Origin of the sequence: Parabacteroides sp. 20_3 (genome assembly GCF_964238835.1) — a bacterium.
Taxonomy (GTDB): domain Bacteria; phylum Bacteroidota; class Bacteroidia; order Bacteroidales; family Tannerellaceae; genus Parabacteroides; species Parabacteroides distasonis.
Genome location: NZ_CAXSNO010000006.1, coordinates 154,244 through 180,117 on the forward strand (window position 1 = coordinate 154,244; position 25,874 = coordinate 180,117).

Annotated in this window: 31 protein-coding genes; 17 read left to right on the forward strand and 14 right to left on the reverse strand. The window is 47.7% G+C overall.

What is annotated here, in order from left to right; all coding sequences use genetic code 11:
* Window positions 1–31 precede the first annotated feature (31 nt).
* From ACESPU_RS13660 to mobV, 3 genes are all read left to right on the forward strand, one after another.
* On the forward strand, window positions 32–1,264 hold the full coding sequence (locus ACESPU_RS13660; RefSeq protein ID WP_170272876.1) for a site-specific integrase: 1,233 nt from the start codon (window positions 32–34) through the stop codon (window positions 1,262–1,264).
* 21 nt (window positions 1,265–1,285) lie between these two features.
* A complete protein-coding gene (locus ACESPU_RS13665; protein WP_170272875.1) occupies window positions 1,286–1,678 on the forward strand; it encodes a hypothetical protein in 393 nt (130 codons plus the stop codon).
* 571 nt (window positions 1,679–2,249) lie between these two features.
* On the forward strand, window positions 2,250–3,617 hold the full coding sequence (gene mobV, locus ACESPU_RS13670; protein ID WP_170272874.1) for a MobV family relaxase: 1,368 nt from the start codon (window positions 2,250–2,252) through the stop codon (window positions 3,615–3,617).
* A gap of 43 nt (window positions 3,618–3,660) precedes the next feature.
* Here mobV and ACESPU_RS13675 read toward each other — a convergent pair whose 3' ends face one another.
* From ACESPU_RS13675 to ACESPU_RS13725, 11 genes are all read right to left on the reverse strand, one after another.
* On the reverse strand, window positions 3,661–4,122 hold the full coding sequence (locus ACESPU_RS13675) for a GNAT family N-acetyltransferase (protein WP_149923297.1): 462 nt from the start codon (window positions 4,120–4,122) through the stop codon (window positions 3,661–3,663).
* Window positions 4,123–4,338: 216 nt separating this feature from the next.
* Entirely contained in the window at window positions 4,339–5,541 is a 1,203-nt protein-coding gene (locus tag ACESPU_RS13680; protein ID WP_373133430.1) for a lipopolysaccharide biosynthesis protein, read from the reverse strand.
* A 664-nt stretch (window positions 5,542–6,205) separates the two neighbouring features.
* Window positions 6,206–6,376 (reverse strand): hypothetical protein, encoded by a 171-nt coding sequence (locus ACESPU_RS13685; RefSeq protein ID WP_158532955.1) that lies wholly within the window; start codon window positions 6,374–6,376, stop codon window positions 6,206–6,208.
* Between the two features lie 430 nt (window positions 6,377–6,806).
* Entirely contained in the window at window positions 6,807–7,013 is a 207-nt protein-coding gene (locus tag ACESPU_RS13690; protein ID WP_122144295.1) for a DUF3791 domain-containing protein, read from the reverse strand.
* Window positions 7,014–7,168: 155 nt separating this feature from the next.
* Window positions 7,169–7,429 (reverse strand): DUF3791 domain-containing protein, encoded by a 261-nt coding sequence (locus ACESPU_RS13695; RefSeq protein WP_158533048.1) that lies wholly within the window; start codon window positions 7,427–7,429, stop codon window positions 7,169–7,171.
* 83 nt (window positions 7,430–7,512) lie between these two features.
* Window positions 7,513–8,637: an MraY family glycosyltransferase gene (locus tag ACESPU_RS13700; protein ID WP_373133431.1), complete on the reverse strand. Its 1,125-nt coding sequence runs from the start codon at window positions 8,635–8,637 to the stop codon at window positions 7,513–7,515.
* Window positions 8,638–8,654: 17 nt separating this feature from the next.
* Entirely contained in the window at window positions 8,655–8,798 is a 144-nt protein-coding gene (locus ACESPU_RS13705; protein ID WP_373133432.1) for a hypothetical protein, read from the reverse strand.
* A gap of 2 nt (window positions 8,799–8,800) precedes the next feature.
* Window positions 8,801–8,938, reverse strand: coding sequence for a hypothetical protein (locus ACESPU_RS13710; protein ID WP_005861865.1), 138 nt, complete (start codon window positions 8,936–8,938; stop codon window positions 8,801–8,803).
* A gap of 14 nt (window positions 8,939–8,952) precedes the next feature.
* On the reverse strand, window positions 8,953–9,354 hold the full coding sequence (locus ACESPU_RS13715; protein WP_036632613.1) for a hypothetical protein: 402 nt from the start codon (window positions 9,352–9,354) through the stop codon (window positions 8,953–8,955).
* Window positions 9,355–9,407: 53 nt separating this feature from the next.
* Window positions 9,408–10,529, reverse strand: a complete 1,122-nt coding sequence (locus ACESPU_RS13720; protein WP_008780829.1) for a transcriptional regulator — start codon at window positions 10,527–10,529, stop codon at window positions 9,408–9,410.
* A 513-nt stretch (window positions 10,530–11,042) separates the two neighbouring features.
* Window positions 11,043–11,975, reverse strand: a complete 933-nt coding sequence (locus ACESPU_RS13725) for a site-specific integrase (RefSeq protein WP_048928047.1) — start codon at window positions 11,973–11,975, stop codon at window positions 11,043–11,045.
* A 143-nt stretch (window positions 11,976–12,118) separates the two neighbouring features.
* Here ACESPU_RS13725 and ACESPU_RS13730 point away from each other — a divergent pair, with 143 nt between their 5' ends.
* Complete coding sequence (locus tag ACESPU_RS13730; RefSeq protein WP_011965952.1) at window positions 12,119–12,751, forward strand: BT4734/BF3469 family protein; 633 nt, start codon at window positions 12,119–12,121, stop codon at window positions 12,749–12,751.
* A 27-nt stretch (window positions 12,752–12,778) separates the two neighbouring features.
* Window positions 12,779–14,584, forward strand: coding sequence for a DUF3987 domain-containing protein (locus tag ACESPU_RS13735; protein ID WP_373133433.1), 1,806 nt, complete (start codon window positions 12,779–12,781; stop codon window positions 14,582–14,584).
* Window positions 14,585–14,808: 224 nt separating this feature from the next.
* On the opposite strand, the gene ACESPU_RS13740 is transcribed toward ACESPU_RS13735, so the two are convergent.
* A complete protein-coding gene (locus tag ACESPU_RS13740) occupies window positions 14,809–15,048 on the reverse strand; it encodes a DUF4248 domain-containing protein (protein WP_122144291.1) in 240 nt (79 codons plus the stop codon).
* 228 nt (window positions 15,049–15,276) lie between these two features.
* On the opposite strand from ACESPU_RS13740, the gene ACESPU_RS13745 reads away from it, so the two are divergent.
* The 11 genes from ACESPU_RS13745 (at window position 15,277) to kdsA (ending at window position 21,875) form a co-directional block, all read left to right on the forward strand.
* A complete protein-coding gene (locus ACESPU_RS13745) occupies window positions 15,277–15,774 on the forward strand; it encodes an HU family DNA-binding protein (protein ID WP_122144290.1) in 498 nt (165 codons plus the stop codon).
* A gap of 10 nt (window positions 15,775–15,784) precedes the next feature.
* Entirely contained in the window at window positions 15,785–15,976 is a 192-nt protein-coding gene (locus ACESPU_RS13750) for a hypothetical protein (RefSeq protein ID WP_373133434.1), read from the forward strand.
* Window positions 15,977–16,041: 65 nt separating this feature from the next.
* Complete coding sequence (locus ACESPU_RS13755) at window positions 16,042–16,140, forward strand: smalltalk protein (RefSeq protein ID WP_005861849.1); 99 nt, start codon at window positions 16,042–16,044, stop codon at window positions 16,138–16,140.
* 318 nt (window positions 16,141–16,458) lie between these two features.
* Window positions 16,459–16,905, forward strand: a complete 447-nt coding sequence (locus ACESPU_RS13760; RefSeq protein ID WP_022192914.1) for an N-acetylmuramoyl-L-alanine amidase — start codon at window positions 16,459–16,461, stop codon at window positions 16,903–16,905.
* Window positions 16,906–16,983: 78 nt separating this feature from the next.
* Window positions 16,984–17,835, forward strand: a complete 852-nt coding sequence (gene prmA / locus ACESPU_RS13765) for a 50S ribosomal protein L11 methyltransferase (RefSeq protein WP_373133435.1) — start codon at window positions 16,984–16,986, stop codon at window positions 17,833–17,835.
* Between the two features lie 89 nt (window positions 17,836–17,924).
* On the forward strand, window positions 17,925–18,146 hold the full coding sequence (locus ACESPU_RS13770) for a YtxH domain-containing protein (protein WP_005861840.1): 222 nt from the start codon (window positions 17,925–17,927) through the stop codon (window positions 18,144–18,146).
* Window positions 18,147–18,153: 7 nt separating this feature from the next.
* Window positions 18,154–18,561, forward strand: a complete 408-nt coding sequence (locus ACESPU_RS13775; RefSeq protein ID WP_005861838.1) for a phage holin family protein — start codon at window positions 18,154–18,156, stop codon at window positions 18,559–18,561.
* Entirely contained in the window at window positions 18,521–18,895 is a 375-nt protein-coding gene (locus ACESPU_RS13780) for a hypothetical protein (RefSeq protein WP_005865964.1), read from the forward strand. The genes ACESPU_RS13775 and ACESPU_RS13780 overlap by 41 nt, the downstream gene beginning before the upstream one ends.
* 185 nt (window positions 18,896–19,080) lie before the next feature.
* Window positions 19,081–20,082 carry a type I glyceraldehyde-3-phosphate dehydrogenase gene (gene gap / locus ACESPU_RS13785; RefSeq protein WP_005861834.1) on the forward strand — a complete coding sequence of 334 codons (1,002 nt, stop codon included), beginning with the start codon at window positions 19,081–19,083 and terminating at the stop codon, window positions 20,080–20,082.
* Between the two features lie 69 nt (window positions 20,083–20,151).
* The gene (gene miaA, locus ACESPU_RS13790) at window positions 20,152–21,075 is read left to right on the forward strand and encodes a tRNA (adenosine(37)-N6)-dimethylallyltransferase MiaA (RefSeq protein ID WP_005861832.1); all 924 of its coding nucleotides are present in this window, start codon (window positions 20,152–20,154) and stop codon (window positions 21,073–21,075) included.
* Window positions 21,072–21,875, forward strand: coding sequence for a 3-deoxy-8-phosphooctulonate synthase (gene kdsA, locus ACESPU_RS13795; protein ID WP_373133437.1), 804 nt, complete (start codon window positions 21,072–21,074; stop codon window positions 21,873–21,875). The genes miaA and kdsA overlap by 4 nt, the downstream gene beginning before the upstream one ends.
* A 62-nt stretch (window positions 21,876–21,937) precedes the next feature.
* On the opposite strand, the gene ACESPU_RS13800 is transcribed toward kdsA, so the two are convergent.
* Complete coding sequence (locus tag ACESPU_RS13800) at window positions 21,938–22,588, reverse strand: Crp/Fnr family transcriptional regulator (protein ID WP_369799702.1); 651 nt, start codon at window positions 22,586–22,588, stop codon at window positions 21,938–21,940.
* A 213-nt stretch (window positions 22,589–22,801) separates the two neighbouring features.
* Between ACESPU_RS13800 and ACESPU_RS13805 the strand changes: the two genes are divergently transcribed.
* Window positions 22,802–25,006: a DUF5686 family protein gene (locus ACESPU_RS13805; protein WP_373133439.1), complete on the forward strand. Its 2,205-nt coding sequence runs from the start codon at window positions 22,802–22,804 to the stop codon at window positions 25,004–25,006.
* Here the strand turns inward: ACESPU_RS13805 and ACESPU_RS13810 are convergent.
* Window positions 25,000–25,872: an N-acetylmuramoyl-L-alanine amidase-like domain-containing protein gene (locus tag ACESPU_RS13810; protein WP_373133441.1), complete on the reverse strand. Its 873-nt coding sequence runs from the start codon at window positions 25,870–25,872 to the stop codon at window positions 25,000–25,002. The two genes, ACESPU_RS13805 and ACESPU_RS13810, sit on opposite strands and share 7 nt — an antisense overlap.
* Between the last annotated feature and the right edge of the window lie 2 nt (window positions 25,873–25,874).

Consider the following 25,874-nt stretch of genomic DNA (forward strand, 5'->3'; position numbering starts at 1 on the left):
CTAATTTTGTAACCAAAAAAAGGAGTGAGTTATGCGAAGTACATTCAAGCTCTTATTTTACGTGAAGAAAGGCAGCGAGAAGCCTAACGGCAACCTGCCTCTGATGTGCCGCCTTACGGTGGACGGAGAGATTAAACAGTTCAGTTGCAAGATGGACGTTCCCCTGCGGTTGTGGGACGTGAAGAACAACCGTGCTTCGGGCAAGAGCGTCGAAGCGCAGAGAATCAACCTCGCGGTGGATAAAATCCGTGTAGAGGTAAACCGCCGCTACCAAGAACTGATGCAGACGGACGGGTATGTTACCGCCGCCAAGTTGAAAGACGCCTATCTTGGTATCGGCATCAAGCAGGAAACCTTGCTGAAACTGTTCGAGCAGCACAACGCCGAGTTCGCCAAGAAAGTCGGGCACAGCAGGGCGCAAGGGACATTCCGACGCTATCAGACGGTTTGCAGCCACATTCGGGAATTTCTGCCCCATACCTACAAGCGTGAGGATATTCCGCTAAAGGAACTCAACCTCACGTTCATCAACGACTTCGAGTATTTCCTGCGCACGGAGAAGAAATGCCGCACCAATACCGTGTGGGGCTACATGATTGTGTTGAAACACATCGTTTCCATAGCGAGGAACGACGGGCGTCTGCCGTTCAACCCCTTTGCAGGGTACATCAACTCTCCCGAAAGCGTGGATAGGGGCTACCTTACCCAAAAGGAGATACAGACGCTCATGGACGCACCGATGAAGAATACCTACCATGAACTTATACGGGACTTGTTCGTCTTTTCCGTGTTCACGGGTTTGGCGTACTCGGACGTGAAGAACCTCACCGCCGACCGCCTGCAAACATTCTTCGACGGCAACCTATGGATAATCACCCGACGGAAGAAAACCAATACAGAATCGAATATTCGCCTTTTGGACGTTCCCAAACGTATCATCGAGAAATACAAGGGACTTGCAAGGGACGGTCATGTTTTTCCCGTTCCGAGCAACGGCAGTTGCAACAAGATACTCAAAGATATAGGCAGACAATGCGGCTTCAAGGTGCGGCTAACCTATCATGTAGCCCGCCACACGAACGCCACGACCGTACTTCTGTCGCACGGCGTACCCATCGAAACGGTGAGCCGCCTATTGGGGCACACGAACATCAAGACCACGCAGATATACGCCAAAATCACCGCCCAGAAGATAAGCCAAGACATGGAAACCTTGTCGCACAAGTTAGAGGAGATGGAGAAGAACATCTGCCGAGCCATTTAGTCACCTTAAAACAGCATACCGATGAAAGAAGAAAGGAACATCATCACGATAGATGAATACGGCAATATCTCCCTGCCGACCGACATAGGCGCAACCGCCATGACCGAGTGGGAAATCTGCGAATTGTTCGGGGTTATCGCCCCGACGGTTCGGGCAGGGATAAAGGCACTCTGCAAGAGCGGGGTATTGAAAGAGTACGGCATCAAACGCCTTGTCTGTCTATCGGACAGAAGCAGCATAGAGGTTTACGACCTCGAAACGATAACCGCCCTCGCTTTCCGTGTCGAATCGTTCGGGGCGGCGAAAGTCCGCAAAGTGTTGTTGGAGCAGATAACGCACCGGCGAAAAGAGAAAACAACGGTTATCGTGTCTGTCGTTGCCGACACCGAGCCGAGCCGCCGATGGATGGCGTAACGGTCTGTCGGTCGGGGTATCAGTTCGTAATACGGTCATACATTCATACGGTCATACCGTCGCACGGACGGAAAGGGGCTGTTTCCCGACCGCAGGAAAGCGGAGCAGTCATTCCCGTTTACAAAGGCGAAGCAAGCACGGGGCTTTCCGTCGGATGCAAGGTCGGGCGGCTACGCCGTTAGGGGAACAATCTCCACCCTCATGCTTCGGGTAGTATTCTTCCCCTAAACCTTGCATCCGACCGCCCCGTGCAAAGAAGCCTTTGAAAACGGAAACGACCGCCCCGCCGCCCACCACCGACCGAAAGGGGAAATAATAAGGTGGGGTTATACGGGTAAGCAGGCGGCAGGGAGAGCCACCACAGAAAGACCGCCGGCACGCCGCAGGGTATTTACGGAGAAAATACCGTAGCTTATTAGGGAATTTTCCGAGCCGCAATACTCCGTATCGCTGAAAATTCCCCAATAAGGCAAGGGGCAAGCCCCTCTGCACACCCCGTCGGGGACGGCTATTTGCCGCCCCCGAAGATACGAAGAATCATTGTTTCACAAGCTAAAAAAGAAAGGAATATATGGGTTTCGTAGTATTGCACATGGAAAAGGCGCACGGTTCCGACAGCGGAACGACCGCCCACATCGAGCGCTTCATCATCCCGAAGAACGCAGACCCCACACGCACGCACCTCAACCGAAAACTCGTTGCCTACCCCGACGGGATAAAAGACCGTTCGGCGGCTATTCAGAAAAGATTGGAAGAAGCAGGACTGACACGCAAAATCGGAAACAACCAAGTACGGGCAATCCGCATCAACGTGTCGGGAACACACGAGGACATGGAACGCATCGAAAGGGAGGGGCGTTTGGACGAGTGGTGCGCCGACAATATGAAATACTTCGCTGACACGTTCGGAAAGGAGAACATCGTGGCGGCGCACCTGCATCGGGACGAGGAAACGCCGCACATACACGTCACGCTCGTCCCCATCGTCAAGGGAGAGCGCAAGCGCAGGAAAAGGGAGGAGCAGGCGAAGAAGCGATACCGCAAGAAGCCGACCGACACCGTAAGGCTGTGCGCCGACGATATTATGACACGTCTAAGGCTGAAATCCTATCAAGACACCTACGCCGTGGCGATGGCGAAATACGGACTGCAAAGAGGCATAGACGGCTCGAAGGCACGGCACAAGTCCACGCAGCAGTATTACAATGAAACGAAGAAACTCGCCGACAGCCTCAAAGCGGAGGTAGTGGATTTGCAGCGTCAGAAAGAAACGGCGCGGGAGGAACTCAAACGGGCGAAAAAAGAGATACAGACCGAGAAGCTGAAAGGGGCGGCGACCACCGCAGCCGCCAACATCGCCGAGAGTGTCGGTTCTCTTTTCGGCAGCAACAAGGTCAAGACGTTGGAGAGGGAGAATACCGCCCTGCATAGGGAGGTAGCCACCCACGGGGAAGCTATCGAAGCCCTGCAAGATAGAATACAGACCATGCAGACCGACCACAGCCGACAAATGGCGGAGATACAGCAGAAACACCGCAAGGAGATAGCGGACAAGGAAGCAAGGCACAAGCAGGAAATATCGTTTCTGAAAACGGTAATCGCAAGGGCGGCGGCATGGTTTCCCTATTTCCGTGAAATGCTCCGTATCGAAAACCTCTGCCGCCTTGTCGGGTTCAGCGACGGGCAGACGGCAACGCTCGTCAAGGGGAAGCCGTTGGAATACGCAGGGGAACTCTACTCGGAGGAACACAGACGGAAATTCAAGACCGAAAAGGCAGGGGTTCAAGTGATGAAAGACCCCACGGACGGGACGAAATTAGTTCTTGCCATCGACCGAAAGCCCATTGCCGAGTGGTTCAAGGAGCAATTCGACAAGCTAAGGCAGAATATACACCGACCCATGCAGCCGCAAAGGAAAGGCAGGGGAATGAAGTTGTAGAAATATTAGGGATGGGGTTGCCCTTATCCCTAATATCTTACAGTTATAATTCGTTATATTGCATACTATACATATCAAAACCGTCAGCCCAATAATTTCGTTTGATTTCATTCAGTGTAAATCCTTGCTTCTCATAAAACTTATATGCTAATTGCGAGGTTCGGACTGTTATTTTTTTGATACCGGGAATAGCTTTTAAAACTTCAATTCTATACATTAAAAGCTTTCTACCCAATGATTTGCCTTGATAGTCTGGATGTATAATATCCCAACTTATTTTTCCAATGGTTCTTTTTTCTGCAAAATTTATCCCACCGCATCCGACCACTTTCCCATCAACGAGCAAGACATAATAAAGCTCTATTTCTTTATCCAAATAATTGCTCAAATCATTGGTTTCCTCCTCTGCAAAAAAATCGGGTGTATTTAATTTGATTAAATTCATGACAGCTTCTTTATCTGTCGTCAAATATTCTCTAACTACAATTGAATTATCTTGTATCATAGGACTTTCATTTGATTTCGGAAAGCAAAGATAGCCAATTTAGAGGCTAATAAGAAATCAAAATATTGCTTATTGAAAAAAATAGTATTACCTTTGCATTTAGAAAGAGTTATTTGACAGCATAGCAACGCAAAACGCTGAAATTTGCACGGTTGCTAAATCGTTACCTCTATTTCTCAAATAATTCGCTAAAAGTTTATTCTTCAATCGGTTAAGTCAAACCGATAAAAATCTAAAATAAATAATTGAGCTTACTACGCAAGTCAGTAATGCTCCATTCATATCCCATAAATACACCAAGAGACTAAATCCAAAAATCTTAAACGTACCACAAACAAAACTAGCATTTTTTATAAATTTACCTTCTCCATGAGATCCTAGATATCTGTTCAACATATCACCAACCCCATGTACACAATATCCTATCGCAAGCCACGAAGCATAAACACCAACTTGAGAATAGCTATCAGAGTATAAGAATTTGACAATAGGATGAATCAAAAGGATAAACGCTATACAACTCAGAATGGTCATTAATAAAGTCATCTTCAATACTTTATCTGGAATCCTAGATTGATGAGCAAACTCTTTAAAATACGTCGTTCCTATAATTGCAGGAAGCATAGACAAAGGACCTGTTACTGTTAATGCTAACGTGTAAAAACCAACATTGGTGTTGTCTTCGTTGAACATTCCCAAAGTAATGCCAGCGATATAGTTTGTTGCCACCATCACCAGCGAGCCATAATATAGCTGGATTCCATAATTTTTATTCTCTTCGTGCAGTTGTACAAATGTTGACCTTAAACCTTTAAAAGAGGGTTTAGTACTAATGATGACAATTACAGCGACAAGCGAATTAATTCCCCATTGTAATAATATCATTTTTGTGGACGTAGCTCCATAGGATGAGTAAATGATAAAACCTAAAGGAACATATAAGAGTACAGGAAGCAATGTGTTTATTGATATGCGCACTATATGATTATCCCCTTGTGCCGTAGTGTTTATATAATCATTAAAAAGAGGATATAGACAAACCGGCAATGAAACAAGAAACAAATATGCTAGCCGTGGATGAGTAATATGAAAGAAATAATTACAACCTGTTGCTATCAAAAGTATAATACTTGCAAAAATAAGGATTATTACCATACATCCTCTTATCTTCTTACTATTTTTCTCCTCACATGACAAAGCCAGTAGCCTACTACCTGACCTAGAATATCCAAATAACAACAATGATGCTATCAAGTTGATAATGTTCTGTACGTATCTCACATCCCCATAATCTATTGGGTCAAGGAATCTTGTATTAATAACAGAAGACAAGACTCCTAGCAATGTGCCTAATAATGTGGATGCATACAAGATAACGACTTGCTTGTTTTGCTTCGAAAGAGTATGATAGCTAAACATTATATCAGCTTTTTAAATCGGTACTTAAAGTATGCGACTTGCCCTACGAAATGTGCCTCTCTCAATCCTTTCCATCATTTTTGTGGGAACACTCGCTACTATACTATCGCCTAGAATATCATGAGTAGTAACTGCATTAGAAGCTACAAGAACAGATCACCGACAATTGGTGCCTGTTGATAGGATAGCATGATGCATCACCGATATTTACATTTTCACTTTCCGTTCCCTATTTCGCTTAATCAACCAATTCAAGCCAAAAGGCAGTAAACACTCAACAAGTTTATCACTAATTGAAAATCAATCACATAACAATTGAGCGGGTTTATTTTTCATGTTTAATTTGATCGTTTGAAGGGCTTTTACCCAGAAATAGACTTTCATAGTCCTTATTCCCTTCCAGTAACTGATGAAAAGCATGCGAGAGATAATCCATTGGAGACAAATTATTCAGTTTAGCCATTTCTATCAGAGTGTAATAAGTCGTAGCGACCATCATGTCGATAGTTGAGTAATTTCCCCCCATCCATTGATCATATAGTTCAACGCAGTGTTCATCATTTCACCTAAATGGATTCTTTTGTCTTTTAGCATCCGGCATGCCCTACCTAGTATCTTGTTTATCTCGGTGACATCTGCATGATTGCGTCTTTCTCTTATTTGTTCATTTGAATTTGGCTCTTACGTGACACCAACATAGACAATCTCTCCACCAAGGAGCGGTCCCCCGGTAGTCTATCACGGATAGGCTGTCCCGATCAACAATCTCTACCGGTACTTGCACCCGGTCTTGTTTATACCAACGTTCAATATGAGAATAAACGATGCCATTCATCTTATTTTTGACAATGACTAATAGCTATTGAGTGCTTACGAATGGCTCTACCTACGGTCTAAGCGGACAGATGTGAAAAACGCTTCCAATCACGATCTCAAAGCAGTGATAAGATAATCAAAATCTGGAAATGTAACTTTTAGCGTTTGCGTATCAAGCTTGGGAAACACCTTGACAAAATCTCTTACTTTGTGGTATTCTTTTCCATTTTCATTATAAATCCGAGACAATAGATCGCTCGGAAATCAAAGCTCCTCGTTTAAGGTTGCAAAAAACGGCCAACAAACAGAGATAGCGCAACGTTCCATCACTTATGTTGGAGACATGAAGGAACGCTCAAGCCCAGTCCCATCAAGCAGCAATTCTAAGTTATTGCCTATTACATTAAAGTCGAATCCTTTCACCATCGGATTGATCGGCACAAACGAACTCATTGCCTATCCCTCAGCTCGTTTAATAAATCATTTAAAATATAATCGTCACTCATCAAATGAAGTCCATACTTGCTATCATGCAACATAGAACAAGTACGCGTATCATAGAAGATGGCAAGCGCACGCTCCGGGGATATTTGCAAACGCTCCGCTAGTCGCATAATAATCCGGGCGACCTTTCTCCAAAGCACTTGCTCTCTCATACCGGCCTCCCTTCTCGTATATCATTAAGCCGCTCGCTATCAACAAAACGTAAATACTTATCGAGCAACGACTGACTCAATATACATATTTGATTATTAGGTGAGGTATATCGCAATTTACCCAATGCTTGATCAACCGTGATGATACAGAACAATCATAACTCACCTCCTCTCTCACCTCCGGATGCGGCGGCTTCCCAGTTTCGCAAGGCCTCCACGACATCCTCCGCTACATGCCTCAGACTTTGGGTGTGCATGACATCATAACAATCCAACAGCAAGCGACGCACCAATCCTACCTTCTCCAAACGCCTACGCATTTCCATTGGAGAGATACGCATCTCCTTGGCGGAGGCTTCTATGGCCATCACCGCAAAATGGATCTTATCTACTATTTCCGCTTGTCGAGTATCCATGAGTCTTATATTTATCCTTCTTTATCTACAAAGATAATCACATTTACGATTTCCCCACACCTATCCCGATAATAATTCTTCACCTATCGCAGTTGTTCGCTCTCTTTCCGTTCCCGATTACGCTTAATCAGCCCATTCAAGCCTACATGCAATATACTCCAGCAAAAGAGGTTCAAGAAAAACAAATAGGTTATATCCACACGCCATGCCAACGAGCTATTAAGCAGGATAAAGAAAGCGGAAATCGCGATGATACAAACCATCACCACCCGCACCCGCATCCCCGTGCGCAACAACTTATGATGAAAGTGATTCTTATCCGGCAAGAACGGGTTCTTGTGCTCACGCAGGCGATGCAAGACCACACGGATCACGTCCAGCAGCGGGACCAGCACCGTAGAGAAAGCGATTACCATGTACGGATTGGACAATGTCGGAGAGACCTCGTTCGTCACGCTCATGTGGATGATCAAGAAACTGATCACGTAGCCCAGCGTAAGGCTGCCGGCATCCCCCATGAAAAGCTTATGTCCACGGTTGGCGTTACCGAACACGTTGTAGCACCAAAAGGGCATAAGGATACCCAGCGTACAGATCGCCAACAAGGCGTAAACATACTGCCCACGAAGAAAGAATATCACGCTCAAGACCGACAAGGCGATACAACACAGGCCCGAGGCCAAGCCGTCGATACCATCAATCAAGTTAATGGCATTTGTTATATATACCACGATAAACACCGTGAACGGCACCCCTACCCAAACCGGCACCGAGTAAATACCGAACAAGCCACCAAACGAGTCGAACCAGTTGCCTGACAGTACCAACAGAAACGCAGCGGCGATTTGCACGGCGAACTTATAGCGGTAGCCTACACCGACCAGATCGTCGCAAACACCCACCAGATAAAGCAGCGTCATGCCCACGAACAGGAACAGGTACTCATAAAGCATATTGAATGACAAGCTCAAGGTGTCCATATCCCAAAAGTACAGACGAAAACCGATCACCAAGAACATCGACATCAGGATCACCGGAAAAAAGGACAGCCCACCCAGACGGGGAACCGGCATCGTATGCACCTTACGGGCGTCCGGGACATCATAGAGCCGTTTCTTATGGGAAATCACCAAGATCCTCGGGATGATCACCATGCCGAGCGATACGGCAAACAGGAAACCGAATAATAGAAACAAAGATGTTTGCATGATCCTAACGTATAAGATTAATTCTTACTTCCACCCATCTTCCCCCGCATGTAAGCGATATACCGCTCCACGGCTTCATGGGCCAGCTGGCGGAACCGATCCTCGTCATCCAGATGTTCCCAAAGGAGATCCAACAGACGGACATAGATGCTGAAATGCATGTCTATACCTTTTTTAAAGCGTTATAGGTACTGCCGCCCATACCTCCGGTTACGCAGACGATGGATTTGGTCAGCTTGGTGACTTTCAGCAGCGTGTCGATGTAATCACCCAGACGGGGAAAGAATTGTTGTCGGTACATATGTGATAATCGTATTAATTTCTCTGAAATCCGTACGTGTGGGGATACGGCAGTCCCGATACCTCCCGGTCGTGCCACGACCGGTAATCTTCCGCAGGGAAAACGGGGACGGTCAATCGCTTATAATCCGGCTCGTCGATCCGCAAGATATGCTTGCGGGCGTACGAACGCAGCGAGCGATCCGTTACGGACACCATCACGACCGGAAACGGATACCCGAACAGGCGCATCGGCGTGGTCTCGCTGTCCGGGAACGCACGACGCAACTGATAGGCCGAACGCTCGAAGGCGACCCAGTAAGGCCCCGTACAATACAAGTGCATGGAGGTATGGTTCGCACGCTCGCGCCCCATGATCTCGCGCAAATGGTCGTTCAGCAACGCCACCAAACGAACGCCGGAAGGAAGGGTAGACATCAAATTTGAATTATGAATTTTGGATTATGATTTAAACTGTCAACTGCCACTTCTCAACTGTCAACTGATTCGTGGCCCAGCCATCTATCATAGTCGCCCAGCCGGCGGATCAAGGATAATTTGCTTTTCTTAGGCGAGGGATCGACTTGCCAAGGATCCACTAGCTCGTGTGCCATGCGACGGTAGAGAGCGTTATCCGTACAGCCGTACAAGGTGACCAGCAACAGGGCACGGGATTGCGGTGCTTTCACGACAGGCAATAAGCCGCGCATCGTGTCGTGCAAGCGAACGAAAGCCTCCTCATCGCCCGACAGCTTATAGGTCGGGAGGAGCAACGCGCACAGCTTGCAGCGCATCACGTCTGTCTCCGCACGCAAAGAGGCATATCCCCGCAGTACCTCGCCGGCCAATCGTCGATCCTCCTCGCAGACACTGCCGGAAGCATGGTAACGTCCCAAGGCCTCGTGCAGGCCCTCCGACAGGCGGTCGTTGTCCAGATGGGTATAAACGTGCTTGCTCTTCGCATTCAACTCGATCAACTCGTACTCACCCGCCTTCACCTCGAACAAGGGTACCCACATGCAATCCAGTATGCGCGCCATCACCTCCTTATGACCGCCGCCCGGCTGGATCACCACCTCGGCCTCCATCCCGGTAAAATAACCGGACGTGATGCGTACCCGATCCCCCTTCAACAAGCGGGTGCTCTCCGGCACGTACACCGGGAGCTCGTTGGAGTAAGCCTCCGCCACCCAGCGCAAATTCGCCATCTCCTGATCCAAGAGGTGCGGGAAATAGGTCGTACTCCCGGAAGAGACACGGGGAAGGAAATTATACAAGGGGAGTGCCTGCTTCATGCGGAAGATTTCCTCTACCGAAGAACGGATAAACACGTAGTTGAACAGCAAAGGTCGCCTCGTGTTGACCAGCTTGCCACCCACCTTTCGCACCTCCACGTACGAGGGGGCGAAATACTCGAAAAGAGTCTCTCCCCGACGTTCCCGCCGGGAAAGCTCCACGTCCAAACCTTTGGAGGGACTGATCCGGTCACGTCGTCCACCCGCGGCGGTAGGAAGCGTGAGCACGTACCAGCGCACGGCTTTCAAGTCATGACGCTTGCCGGCCTGCGTCAGGCCCCCCTTCGGGCGATCGTTTCTCAAAATACGCGTCGGCATGATTCTCTTTTCCCTAAGATATACGAGGAGTTCCCCTCTGATTAAACGACAATTCAAAGCCCTGCCAAGCGTACCCTATTTACGCCTAACACACAGCACTTTAAGTTTTCAAATATGGCATTTCTGAAAATTACCATACCTAGTGAATATTTAGCTACTCGGGAAGTAGCGTATTCTTTCATGCCGCGAATATAGTAAAAAATAACTAAAAACAAGCGAATAGATCCGCTTGTTTACTCATTGTAGGCGTTTGATCCTCTCTATTCTTTGATTTTCCCGTTTTATCCTAAACGTATAGACATGGTGATGCGGGTGAAATGACCTCTTGTTCCCGGTATCATTCCACCATGCCTCATAACCTGTGTGTATTCCTGTAGAGACGGGGCGTGCCCCGTCTCATCTCCTCAAAATGGTATTTAAATACCGTCAGACGATGGGAGACGGAGCACGCTCCGTCTCTACAGCTGGGTAATTTTCCCCTCCTTTTACGCTACTTCCCGAGTAGCCAATCTCTTACCCCACCTCGGATACCGGTTTATACACGCTCTCGAAGCAAGCCCGGTTCACCGCCGACAGACGTTCCAAGGAAAAGCTCTTCAAGTAAATTTGCGTGGTCTTGATAGACGTATGCCCCAACAGCTCGCTGATCATCTCGATCGGTACGTCCCGTTCCTTCAAGGTCGTGGCGAAAGAGTGACGGATCGTGTACGAGGTGACCGGCTCACCCACACCACAAGTCTCCGCCAGCGACCTCAAGTCGCGGTTAAAGCGCAGCAAGGCGCCGTTGTATTCCGCATAGGCCGCCTCACCCGTTTTCTTTCCGCTCAGAAACGGGAACAGGTAAGGCGAGTCCTTGTCCGTGCAAACCGCCAACTCATCCAACAAGAGCCGTACATCGGCCGGGATCTCCACCCGGATGAAAGACCCGCTCTTCTGACGGTGGTACGACAAGACCCCGTCCTTGACATTCTCTTTCCGCAAATGGGCGAAATCCACGAACGCCATCCCGCTGAACGAGAACATCAGGCAAAAACACAGCTGGGTTCTCCGCATCTCCGGCTCAACTCTCGGAGTCCCCATCAACGAGCGCAAGCTATCCAGAGGCAACGCCTTCTTCCGCTTGCTCTCCACGCCAGTAAACACCCCCTTGAACAGATTCGGGATATACGAAACCTCGCCAGCCTCCACCGCCAAGTTATAGATATGCCGGATTCGCCGCATATAGGTGGACACCGTATTGCGCATACAGCCCCGCTTCGACAGCCATGCCTGATAAAGCAAGAGCCTCTCTTTGTCTATATAGGCATAAGGGATTTCCTCCATCCCGCAAAAACACTTGAACGAGCGTAAAGCGTCCAGATAACTCTTCGCCGTGGAATAACGCCCCACCTCACGAAGGTGGGCTATATAAGCCAACATACCCCCCACCACGTCTTCTTTTTTCATATAAATCCTCCTTAAATCCTTGTTTATTCTGTTATCTTTTATTTAATCATGTCAACACCATTAACATTGGGACGAACAGTTCGTCCCGCACTTTATTTTATTAATCCGACCTTCACCGCCGTTAATCTTAAGAAAAAGAATACATGAAAAATGAATTTAAAATGTCCCTTTTCGCAGCCCCGATCTCACCGGTCAAAGATAGCCTAACGGGACGAGTATCACGACCGGCTACCGTATATCCCAGTCGAGAAGTCACCTTACAGGAGGTGGCCCGACTCATCACCGGCGATCCGGCCCTCGAACGCCTCACCCGGCAGCTCCGCCTCCCGCTTGAGACGGGTGACAAGGAACGATTCAGCGAGCTGAAACGGCAAACGCTACCGTATGTCACGCCTTGCGGGACTTTCTCCTACCGGAAAAGCGATCGGCTCCTAGCCCCGAGCGGATTGGTAGTAGTGGATGTAGACGGATTGGACTCTACCGCGGAGGCGGAAGCTCTCCGAAGACAGCTGTTCGACGATGCCTACCTATGCCCCGCTCTCTGCTTCATCAGCCCGAGCGAACGAGGCGTAAAGGCTTTCGTCCCCTATCCGGAACATCCCGGAAACGAGACACCCGCCTATATCTCCGAGCATATCCTAGGCGTGATGAACTACGTGGAATATGTGTATGGTGACGGAGAGACGCGAGGCTCCCAGAAAGTAGACCCGAGCGGCAAAGACATCGTCCGCTCCTGTTTCCTATGTCATGATCCCAACGCGCTCTTCAGGATTTGAAATCATAACTCATAAATCATAAATTACATGTCAGACAGTTTATCCCGCTTAGTAGAAGCGGTTCGTTCGGCGGGTGTAGATATCGCCCCCGGATATTGTGAATACGTACGCTTGGCGTTTGCCATCGCCAACGATTGCGGCGAGGCAGGACGAGAAGGTTTCATCGCCCTGTGTTCCCTATCGGTGAAGTTTAACCGGGAGAAGGCCGAACGACTTTTCTCCAACTCCTTGAAAAAGGGAGACCACAGGATACACCTCGGTACGGCCTTCCACTTGGCCGAACTGGCGGGCGTACGCTTGGAGCCTCCAAGCCGCCCCCGCGATACGCACGCAAGTAATGCAAGTAATGCAAATAATGCAGCACCTGTTTCCCACACACGTGCGTGCGATAATAATGTAGAGACCGAGATCGAGGAGCAGGTCGATCCGTTCACCCACCTGCCCTTCTTCCCCGAGGGGCATGAGTGGCCCCGGATGTTGCGGCAGATCATGGCGTTCGGACAGAGCCGGGAGCAACGGGATGTACTCCTTCTGGGCGGGCTCACCACCTTGGGTGCCTCGCTCGCCCAGACGCTGCGGTTCCTATATGGAGGCAAATGGTTCTTCTCCAGTTTGCAAACCTTCATCGTCGCTCCCCCCGCCTCCGGAAAAGGCGTGCTCGCGTGGACACGAATGCTCGTGCAACCGATCCACGACGAGATCCGGGCGACCGTGGCGGAGGAGATGAAAAGGTATAAGAAAGAGATGACCTCCTTCAATTCCTTGGGACGGGAAAAGGCGAAAGCCGAGGAGCCGGAAATGCCCCTCAACCGTATGTTTATATTCTCCGGCAACAACACCGGTACCGGTATCTTGCAGAATATCATCGACTCGGGCGGCGTGGGGATCATCTGCGAGACCGAGGCGGACATGGTCAGCAACTCCATCGCCTCGGATTATGGCCATTGGAGCGAGGTGATCCGCTGCTCGTTCGATCACGACCCGCTCAGTTACAACCGGCGGACAGACCGGGAGTATCGGGAGTTGTCGCACTCCCACCTGTCGGTATTGATAAGCGGGACGCCCGGGCAGGTAAAGCCGCTGATCCCTTCCAGCGAGAACGGATTGTTCTCCCGGCAAATGTTCTATTATATGCCCCGTGTACTTCACTGGATCAACCAGTTCAGCCTACAGCGGACCGACACGTCGCTGGAGTTCCAGAAATTGGGCAAGGACTGGATCGCTCACTTGAGAGAGATCCAGAAACTGGGGGTGATCTCGCTTCGCTTGACCGACGCGCAAATCGTCTCCTTCAACGAGGTGTTCCAAACCTTGTTCGAGCGCTCCCGGAAGGGCACCGGCAACGAGATGAACAGCTCCGTCGTACGGATGGCCATCAATATCGGACGTATCCTATCGATCGTCGCCCTATTGCGAATAACAGGGGAATGCGAGGAGGCGGGAGACTTCGCCGCCAGCCTGCGCAAGTCGCCCCGGCTCACGCCAGACCCGCAGACCTGCTCCGACAACATCAAGGACGGGATCATCACCCGCTGGGATCTCTCCATCCAAGAGGATGATTTCCAAGCGGTCCTTTCCTTGGTCGAGCCTATGTACCTACACGCCGTACACATACTCTCGTTCCTTCCCGCCAACGAGGTGAAGAACCGGGGCATGGCCGACCAAGAACGTCTCTTCATCACCTTAGATACGGATTTCACCTATCAATCCCTCTTGGAAGAAGCCGAGAAGCTGAAGATACCCAAAAACACCGCATGCAGTTGCTTGCAACGTTGGCAGAAACAGGGAATCGTCCGAAAGGGAGAAAAACGAGGGGATTATAAGAAAACATAATCCCTCTTCCTCCTCTTCTTTTAAGTATGTACGCACGTGTGTGGGAAAACAGGTACTGCATTACTTGCATTATTTGCATTACTCGCACGCCCCACACGTACACCGGCATCGCCTCACGCCTACGCCCGTACAGGGCCACGGCGATATACGTGTGGGCTAACGTCAATATACGCATGAAGCGATGCCGATATACGCATGCGAAAGCGAACGTGGAAGACCCTCGTTCAAGGACGGCCCAAATAGCGAAAGATCAGTTCCACTTGCAGGGAGGTGAAAATCCGCTGCCGGTTTTGGTAACCTGTCTCGTCCAGCTCATCGCTGAGCTTCTGATGATGTCGGACCCATCCCGCCAAGCGGTTGAGAGCGGAACTCGGACTGATATCGGGAGCATAGGCCATGGCCAACTCCCGTTTGCTATAAGGGCGCACCGGCCACTCATCCAGATATTCGTTGTTTGTTTGCATAAAATAGGTGTTTTTTCAATTCATTTACAGGAATAAAGATACTGAAAAAGTACGAATCCGGCAACGATCCGATCCACTAATATTCATCTTTTATCACCTTATTCCCCTCGATTTCACACCGCCTCTACGAGACTCATTCCGGAGGAAACCGGAAGTCGTACATTCGTAATCGAAAACAGATCGATCCCATTTTCAATTATCAATTATCAATTTTTAATTATTAAAACTATGGCATTAAATTACAGTGTGGCCCTTCGGCCCAACCCCTTGAAGAAAGACGAGCCGGCGAAAGCGTACGCCACGGCACAGGTCAATGGAGAGCTGTCGCTCAAGCAACTGAGTCGCCGGGTATCCATGCAAACCACCGTCAGCCGTGCGGACGTGGTAGCGGTATTGATCTCCACCGTCGAGAACCTGCTCGATGCCCTCCAAGAGGGAAAGCAGGTGGATTTCGGCGAGTTAGGCAAATTCCGTCTACAGATACTCAACGAGGGGGCGGAGAGTCTTGAGAAATTCACATCTACAAACATCACCGGTGTCAACATCCAGTATATACCGGGTGAGGACCTGAAGAACATCTTCGCCGGACTGGAGTTCCAGCCGGTGGCCAGTCGCAAGGCTCAGCAAGCCGTGCTTCGTGCGGAGAAGGCCGGGGAGACCTCTGTCGATATCAGCAAGAAGCCCGCTTCCGGAGGGGACGACTCGGAATCGCCTGACGAGATCTAGCGTGTCACTTTTGGCTTGCACCCAATCGGTATGTCACTTTTGGCTTGACCCAAAAGTAACCAAAAGGTCAAGGCTGACGCTGACGGGCTACTTCGAGACCTGCGCTCGCTGTCGCATCCCAACTCGCTACGCTCAAACAGGGATGCTCCGGGCGCTCGCTACGGTCTCTCCGCTTCACGCCCGTCCGCTGAGGCCGTCCTAAGGAAAGCGTCGCTTTCCTCTTATATCGTCCGTGATATCATTATTCACTATTAATTATTAATTATCATGAAGAAGTCTGTTTGGAGTACCATTCTCAAAGTGATCATCGCTGTTGCTACCGCCATCGCAGGGGCCTTCGGCCTGCAAGCTTGCCAATTGTTTTAGCAAGCCTCCCCCACCCGTTCCCACTCCCTAAAGAAGACAACCTCCCCAAAAGAGGACACCCTCTACCCAGAAGGACAGTCTTTCTCAAGGGGCCGGCCTCTCCTCAAAGAGCCGGGAACGGCTCTCCATCTGGCCTTAGCGGGCGGGCGTAAAGCGAGGCGGCCGAAGTGAGCGACAGGAGCGTCCCTGTTTGAGCGAAGCGAGTTGGGACGCGACAGCGAGCGAAGGCCGACGAGTAGCCCGTCCGCTAAGGCCTTGAACTTTTGGTTACTTTTCTTTCAAGAGAAAAGTAACACACAAACTAAAAAAAGAATAAAAATGAAACAATATTGCTTTTACCAGAATTACAGGGAGGTTCGCCTCCTTGTAATTCATTGCAGCGCAACACGCTACGACCGGGATTTTCCCGTGGAAGCGCTTCGAGGCGCACATAAGGATCGTGGGTTCGCCGACATCGGCTATCATTACTATATCACCCGGGATGGCGAGCTGCACCGCTGCCGGCCGGAGAACCAGATCGGGGCACACGCCTCGGGCTGGAACGATCACAGTCTGGGTATTTGCTACGAGGGCGGATTGGATGAGCGAGGACTTCCCGCGGATACCCGGACGTATGCCCAGCGTTGTACCCTGCTCGATCTCTTGCGGCAGCTACGCCGTGATTACCCGTCGGCACGTATCTTAGGACATTATCAACTCAGCACCAACATTCGCAAGGCTTGCCCCTGCTTCGACGCGGAGAAAGAATATGCGGAATTGTATTAGGCTTCGTGATATTTGAATAGGCAACAGATTTTTTCGTATGTTTGCGGACAATATAGAAAATAAACAAAAAGATACGACATGAACTATTACGAACTTAGTTTCACATACACCTCCCCTATCGAGAAAGAGATTATCAATGACGTGCTGGCCGCCGAGTTGGGGGAAATCGGTTTTGAGAGCTTTACGGAAAGCGAGAAGGGTTTGCTGGGATATATATCCGAGGCTTTATACGACAAAAAGACATTGGATGATAAACTGGCCGACTTTCCGCTAGAGAATACCCGGATCGATTACACCTCCAAATGGGTAGAAAGCAAGGATTGGAATGAGGAGTGGGAGAAGAATTATTTCAAACCCATCCGGATCGGAAACGAGTGCATTATCCGTGCCTCCTTCCACGAGGCGGAGCCCGGCTATACATATAATATAATAATAGACCCGAAAATGGCTTTCGGCACCGGCAATCACGAAACGACTTATTTGATGATAAGCGAGATGCTGAAACTAGACCTAGAAGGCAAGGAGCTACTGGATATGGGATGCGGCACAGCCGTGCTGGCCATCTTGGCCCGGCTGAAAGGGGCGAAACGGGTAGCGGCCATCGACATCGACGAATGGGCTTATAACAACGCCCTAGAGAATATCCGCCTGAATCATACCGAAGACATACAAGTTGCCTTGGGCGGCGCCGAGAAAATCAAGGAATTCGGGCAATTCGACATCGTCTTTGCCAATATCAACCGGAACATCCTCCTGAATGACATTTGTCAATATACAAACAGTATGAAACAGGGAAGCATCCTATTTATGAGCGGCTTTTATGTAGAAGATATCCCGGCGATAGAAGCAGAATGTCAGAAGAACGGGCTGAAATTGGATTCTTATAACGAAAGAAATAACTGGGTTGCCGTGAAGGTCTTAAAAGGATAACTTTTTTTAACAGCAAAAGTTAAGACAAGGATAAACCTTAATCCAAATAAATACGTTATCTTAGTGGAAACTTCTAAAAAGAAAAAGTTATGAAAAGCGTAGATTCAAAATTATTACTTGGCCTTGTAGTAGGCGCGGCTGTTGGTGCAGCTGTAGGTTATTTGGCAGCGACAGATAAGAGAGAACAATTACTGGAAGAATTGAACGGTGTTGTCGGAAAAGTAAAAGAAGGTTTTAACTCCGCTCTTGCCAAATATAAAGAAGGAAAGCAAGAAGTAGTACAGGCAACAGAAGAAATCGTAGCTGAATAAGCTTTGTATGGAGAAAGATTCAGGAACAGTCTTCCGTGAGCTGAAAGAAGATGTATCGGCTTATGTGGAGTTAAAACTTGAGCTCCTAAAGTTGAGTACATATGAGAGAACGGGTAAAGTCATAGCCGTTCTCTCATATGGCTTGATATTATTGTTTTTGGCATTCTTCGCCATCTTGTTCATATTCTTGGCCTTGGGCTTCTTCCTAGGGGATTGGCTCGGCTCCTCCGGGTTCGGATTCGGTATCGTGGCGGTCTTGTACCTGCTACTTATCGGCATTATAATAATGAATAGGGACAGGATCAGCACAAAAGTATTAAATGAGGTAATAGCCGCCATGACGGCGAATGACGATAAAAATAATGCGACAAACGATGAACAACCAGCAAACCCCACTGGAGAAACTGATTTCTGACAAAGAACGCATACAGAGACAATGTAAGCGGCAGGAACAGAAATTGAATGAGGATTTCTCTTATATACAGGAGAACGCCGGAAGTTTGTTGTTATCCGGACTATCGTCTCTCCTTTTCCCTAGCAATAAGTCAACGACAAAAACAAACGACAAGAACACAGCTCCCGTAACGGCCGGACAACCCTCCATCGCTTTAGGGATCTCAGACTATTTATCCATAGCGAAAGGCATGATTCCCATCGCTTGGGATCTCGCTCAACCATTTATTATGACGTGGGGAATCAAAAAAGCGAAAAAATGGTTCTCAAATCTCTTATTCAAGAAAAAGAAATAACCTCCAACAATTAATTTATGTTAGAGGGCAGTTTTTTTCTCGCTATATTATAAGGCTCAATACAAAAAACATGACTACATTTGCAGTCGTTAAAGCAAGGATAAAATGAATATCTACTCCTTGCGATGGATAAGAGATAAAAATAAAGACTTATTATTAATAAACCCATAAAAAGTTTTATTACAATGATCAAACTAGGTATTAACGGTTTTGGCCGTATCGGACGTATGGTGTTCCGTGCTGCAGTTGCTAACTTTGGCAACGATATTCAAGTTGTAGGTATCAACGACCTTTTGGATGCTGATTACTTGGCATACATGTTGAAATATGACTCAGTACACGGTCGTTTCGACGGCGAAGTAGCTGTAGAAGACGGCGCTTTGGTTGTAAACGGTAACAAGATCCGTTTAACTGCTGAGATGGATCCTGCTAACTTGAAATGGAACGAGGTTGACGCTGACGTTGTTGTTGAGTCTACTGGTTTCTTCTTGACAGACGAGACAGCTCGCAAGCACATCCAAGCTGGCGCTAAGAAAGTTATCATGTCTGCTCCTTCTAAGGACGCTACTCCTATGTTCGTTTACGGTGTTAACCATACAACTTACGCAGGTCAAGACATTATCTCTAACGCTTCTTGTACTACTAACTGCTTGGCTCCTATCGCTAAGGTTTTGAACGACAAGTTCGGTATCGTTAAAGGTTTGATGACGACAGTTCACGCTGCTACAGCTACTCAGAAAACTGTAGACGGTCCTTCTAAGAAAGACTGGAGAGGTGGTCGTGGTATCCTTGAGAACATCATCCCTTCTTCAACGGGTGCCGCTAAGGCTGTAGGTAAAGTATTACCTGTATTGAACGGCAAATTGACAGGTATGGCTTTCCGTGTACCGACTTCTGATGTTTCTGTTGTTGACTTGACAGTAGTTCTTGAGAAAGAGGCTTCTATGGCTGACATCTGCGCTGCAATGAAGGAAGCTTCTGAAGGCGAATTGAAAGGTGTTCTTGGTTATACTGAAGACGCAGTTGTTTCAACTGACTTCCGTGGCTGTGCTAACACTTCTATCTTCGACGCTAAAGCTGGTATCTCTTTGGATTCTAACTTCGCTAAGATCGTATCTTGGTACGACAATGAGTGGGGTTATTCAAACAAAGTTTGTGAGATGGCTCGCGTTATCGCTGGTAAGTAATTTATTACCACTCTACATAGAAAAGGCTATCCTCTTTGAGGATGGCCTTTTTTTTCGTACGTTTGTATCATGAAATCATATGAACTTATCACGATTCTAGGGCCTACGGCTTCCGGAAAGACGACCTTCGCCGCCGCTCTCGCCGCCCAGTTGGATACGGAGATCATCAGCGCTGATTCCCGGCAGATCTATCGTTCTATGGATATCGGGACGGGTAAGGATTTGGCCGATTACAACGTGAATGGAAAACAAATCCCCTATCACTTGATCGATATCTGCGAGCCCGGCTATAAATATAACGTATTTGAGTATCAGCATGACTTTTTCCGGGTCTATGAGGATATGAAGCGGAGGGGTAAACTCCCGATCTTATGCGGAGGAACCGGGATGTACATAGAGGCCGTACTAAAAGGATATAAGCTATTAGACGTGCCTCAAAATCCTGAGCTAAGGGAATCCTTGAGGAATAAAACCTTGGAGGAGCTGGAAACCATCCTCGCCTCTTATAAGATATTACATAATAAAACGGACGTGGACACCGCCCAGCGGGCTATCCGTGCGATCGAGATCGAGGAGTATTATAAGACTCAGGCACCAGACGTAAATGAATATAATCCGATCAACAGCCTGATCATCGGTATCCATATCGACCGGGAATTACGTAGGGAAAAAATATCCAGACGCTTGCGGACCCGGTTGGACGAAGGAATGGTGGATGAGGTTCGTACGATCTTGGCTACGGGTGTTAAACCGGAGGACTTGATCTATTACGGATTGGAATATAAGTTTCTTACTTTATATATTATCGGGGAGCTTTCTTTTGAGGAGATGGTCTCGCAACTCGAGATAGCGATCCATCAATTCGCCAAGAGGCAAATGACTTGGTTCCGGGGCATGGAACGCCGGGGTTGCGAGATTCATTGGATAGACGCCACTCTACCGACCGAAGAAAAAATAGCGACAACAATGCGAATTCTAAATAATCAGCTATGATAACAATAAACGATCTAAATAAAAGCGAGAACTTCTTCTTGATGGCAGGTCCTTGCGTAATCGAGGGGGAAGATATGGCGTTACGTATCGCCGAGAAAATAGTGGGTATCACGGAAAGACTGCATATACCCTATGTATTCAAAGGCTCCTATCGGAAAGCGAATCGCTCCCGTCTGGATTCTTTTACGGGCATCGGGGATGAGAAGGCGTTAAAGATCTTACGGAAGGTGGGCGAAACGTTCAATATTCCCACCGTTACCGACATCCATGAGACAACGGAAGCTGCCATGGCCGCCGAATATGTCGATGTCCTTCAAATCCCGGCTTTCCTATGCCGTCAAACTGACTTATTGGTAGCGGCGGCCGAGACCGGGAAAATCGTCAATATAAAGAAAGGACAGTTCCTTTCGCCGGGTGCCATGCAATTCGCCGTACAAAAGGTAGTGGACGCGGGAAATGATAATGTCATGATCACCGAGCGGGGAACGACATTCGGCTATACCGACCTTGTTGTCGATTTCCGGGGTATCCCGCAAATGCAAACATTCGGTTTCCCAGTCATTATGGATGTAACCCATTCCTTGCAGCAACCGAACCAAACCTCCGGCGTGACCGGTGGATTACCCGCCCTTATCGAGACGATAGCGAAAGCCGCGATAGCCGTGGGCACGGATGGCCTATTTATAGAGACCCACCCGGAACCAAGCCAATCCAAATCCGACGGGGCCAATATGCTAAAACTGGATTTATTGGAAGATCTTTTGACACGTTTGGTACGTCTACGCCAAGCGATCCTATAAAAAATAAGGGGCCCTTACTAAAAAGGCCCCTTTATTTCTTATTTTTACGATCAATAATCTAATTATCCCATCTTGCTGATCTTCTTCAACCGATCTTCATCTATCAACTTAATCTTTCTACCGTCTAAAGCAATGATACGTTCCGCCACAAAGGTGGACAACGTGCGAATAGCATTCGATGTAGTCATATTAGATAGATTTGCCAGATCTTCACGAGCCAAATAGATGCTTAACGTAGCACCGTCTTCTTCCAGCCCGTAACTATCTTTCAGGAATAACAAAGATTCAGCCAATCGCCCACGAATATGTTTTTGCGTAAGGTTAACCGTACGTTCATCCGAGATACCGAGATCAATGGATAATTGTCGGATGAAAAACATAGCCAAATTCGGATTGCTCATTAAAAGGCCCGTAACCACTGTCATAGGAATCATGCAAACCGTAGAAGCCTCGAATGCGGAAGCGTTCGTCAAGTAATCTTCTTGAGCGAAACTAGCCCGGTAACCAAAATACTGCACAGGCTTAATCATTCGGATAATCTGGCTTCTGCCACCTACTCCATCCTTGTAAATCTTCACTTTACCCTTTAACAAGCACATCATGTCCTTTGGTTCGTCGCCCTCGCAATAAATCAACTCGTTACGTTTGAAATGCTGGATCGTCGAATTACTACGGAGGATCTCACGTTCCTTATCAGTCAGAACCCTCCACACCTCTGATAAACTGGCCGATAAATCGACCTCTTCTTTTTGCTGTTTAACCACGACTGCTATATAACATACTTATGAAGCACAAATATACGATTTTTCTTTTGAAAAAATAAAAACTTTTGTACGATTAATTACACCATATTGTAACATTTTACTTTCTTTCACGTCTAAACTGAAATTTATTCATTATGTTTGTCTGGAAAGAATGTAAAATCGTTGAAAAAGTTATATTCGATACTTACCTTGATTTTAATCTCTATAAGTATTTTCGCAAAGAGCACTGATACTTATAGTGATAAGATCCTGTCTTTTGGCAAGGGGAATCGAGAAACGAGAGAACGGGCGGACTCGATCATGCACCTTGTCATCGAAAAAGCGGCCCAATACCAAAATACGGTATCGAAATACGAGGCTGAGATTTATATCAAAGGACGTACAGAAATTTTAAAACAAAATATGTTAATACGTCTCGCCCATCATATCTTTCCTATCGACCGGAAAAATAAGGATATGCTTTTTGAAATGGTCAGCCAATCTAAATTTAACGCCCCGCAGAACTATCTTCATGATCTAAAGGCGGTCAACGGAAACAGCATACCCAACGGGAAAAAGCAACAGGAGGCCTTGGCTTTCTTGAATTTGAACGTATATTCCCCCACCGCTTACGATGATGCCATCTTCATGCCGATAGCCAGCAACGCTTTTAAGTTTTATACGTTCAACTTGGAAGGGCTGGAGACTATCAACGGCTTGACGATTTACAAAATCCGTTTCCTGCCGAAGCAATGGAGCCAGAAATTGGTATGCGGGGATTTATATGTCATCGACCAGTCATGGACGATCGACAAGATCGATATGAACGGTCGTTACTCTTTCGCCGAATTCAACCTAGTCATGAGCTACGGACGGGATTTCAGACGGTTCATCCTACCCGAGAAGGCGGATCTATTCCTCCGATATAGGGTATTGGGAAACGCGGTGGCAACCACCTACCATTCTTCCTTTAAGTATCAGGAAGTGGAATGGGTGGAGGAGGACAACGAAAGCCATAAGTGGAAATCCTTGGACCTGACCAATTATTACAAACTCTCGTCCGATACGGTTCCTATTATCAGGGATTCCACGTATTGGAATATCCATCGTGACAATCCCTTGAGTCCGGATGAAGCCCACTTATACAGTAAAGCCCAAGAGCAGAATATAAGTAAAATCGATACGGCCGATGATCTCCAGAAGTACGTTAAGCTAACGGAGCAGTTGACGAATACGGTCAATATGGATTATAAAACGACCCGTATTAAATATTCCGGCTTTCTAAATCCGTTCCAATTGGGTTATTCCGCCCGTAACGGCATCACTTACAAACAGCGATTCCGTATCAGCAAGACATTCGCCCGTGACAAACAAATTCGTTTCCGTCCGGAGATTGGTTACGTATTCAAGCGCAAGCAGATATTTTTCAAGGTCGGAGGCGATTGGGAATACTCGCCGCAGAAACGGGGAATCTTATCGGTAGAGGTAGGAAACAGTAATGAGAGTTATTCTTCCGAGATCACCCAAAAGATCAATGAGGAATTGAAGGATTCCACCTTCAATTTCGATGATTTAAACCTTGAGTATTTCAAGCATTACTATGCGGAAATAAAAAACTCCATCGAGTTATTCAATGGGTTTCAATTAACGACGGGTATCACTTACCACCGGCGTATCCCCTCTAAAAAGAGAGTGGAGATCGATCCCGGGGATGATGTAGAGGAAATACTCAGCCAAAATTATAATGACTTTACGCCCACGCTCGGTTTCTCCTATACCCCCCGCCAATATTATCGCATGGACGGATACCGGAAGGAGTATGTCTATTCATATTACCCCACGATATCAATCGAAATAGCGAGAGGTATCCCCGGAGTCGGGAAAAGCTCAGGAGATTACGGACGTATAGAGGCGGACGTGCATCAAAGCCTTATGCTTGGCCTGTGCAGACGATTGAACTATCATATCAGCGCCGGTCTTTATACACAACAGAAGTCTACCTATTTCGCAGACTTTAGGTATTTCACCCGCAGGAATTTCCCCGATACGTGGGATGATCAGATTGGCGGAGTCTTCAATCTACTGAAAGGCGAGTGGTTCAATGCCTCCGATAAGTATATACAAGCACATTTCATGTATGAAAGCCCTTTTATCTTATTTAAGGTTCTCCGCATCAACTCCACGAAAAAGTTCATGCAAACGGCCTCACGCTATATCCTCTCCGAACGCTTTTATTGGAGCCAGCTATGGACACCGGTCTTGCCTAGCTATACGGAAGTCGGATACGGGATCGGGAACCATATCTTTAATATCGGGATATTCGCCGGATTCGATCGCTGGCATTACCAAAGCATGGGATTCAAGTTTGCCTTCGAGTTATTTCAATGAATAGATAGCGGGCGGGCTACCAATATCCCTTTACAGCTCTTTATCCCCTCGGCGTAATCTCGTAAGGAGGATGCTTGGATGATTACCTTTTTAGCGGAAGAAGAGGCATGGATAAATGTCAGTTGTCCATCCTTCCAATAGGCGATCCCGACATGCGTCACGTCCAGCCCCTTGATAGAAGTAACAAAACAGAGGATATCGCCATTCTTGATTCCGAACGAACATTTGTCGATCTCTTGTTTAGGCACATAATAATAAGGACGTAGGTTTATCTCCTTTTCCTTATCGGCCATCCTTCGAACTCTTTCCGGATGGTTCTTCAGTTGCTTATAGCTATCCGGATGCGTAGAGATAAAAGATAAATCCAAAGGCAGGGAGACACCACCGATTTCCCTCCCCATATCTTTCACGATTCCTTTTCGCTCATTCTCATAGAACCAGTCCGTCATATAATGCAAACGATCCGTGTAATCCCCTATCGTACCCTCTCTGTACCGGAGCCGTTGTAGATTCTCACAGAAGTTCTCAAAGGTAGGGTTTTCCTCTCGCAGGGTACGGGATAAAGCCAATACGGTCTCCGCGAATGTGGTGCAATCCAATTCCCGCAGATTGACCACCAAGCCCTCCGGCTCCTTTTCCAAGGTAGAGGCGACATAAGGAGTCCCCCGGAAGAAAAGGGCGGTATGGATCATTAGCTCGTCTAGGGGTAACGACTTCTTAGGCTCCATCTGAGTACAATACCGATCGAAAATAGCACGATCCTCATCCGTACAATACAATTTACGGGATGTATGCTCTTGGGCGTTCACTAAAAACACCATACATACACACACCCAAAAACCGAGCAGTAGCATTCCCCTTCTCATAA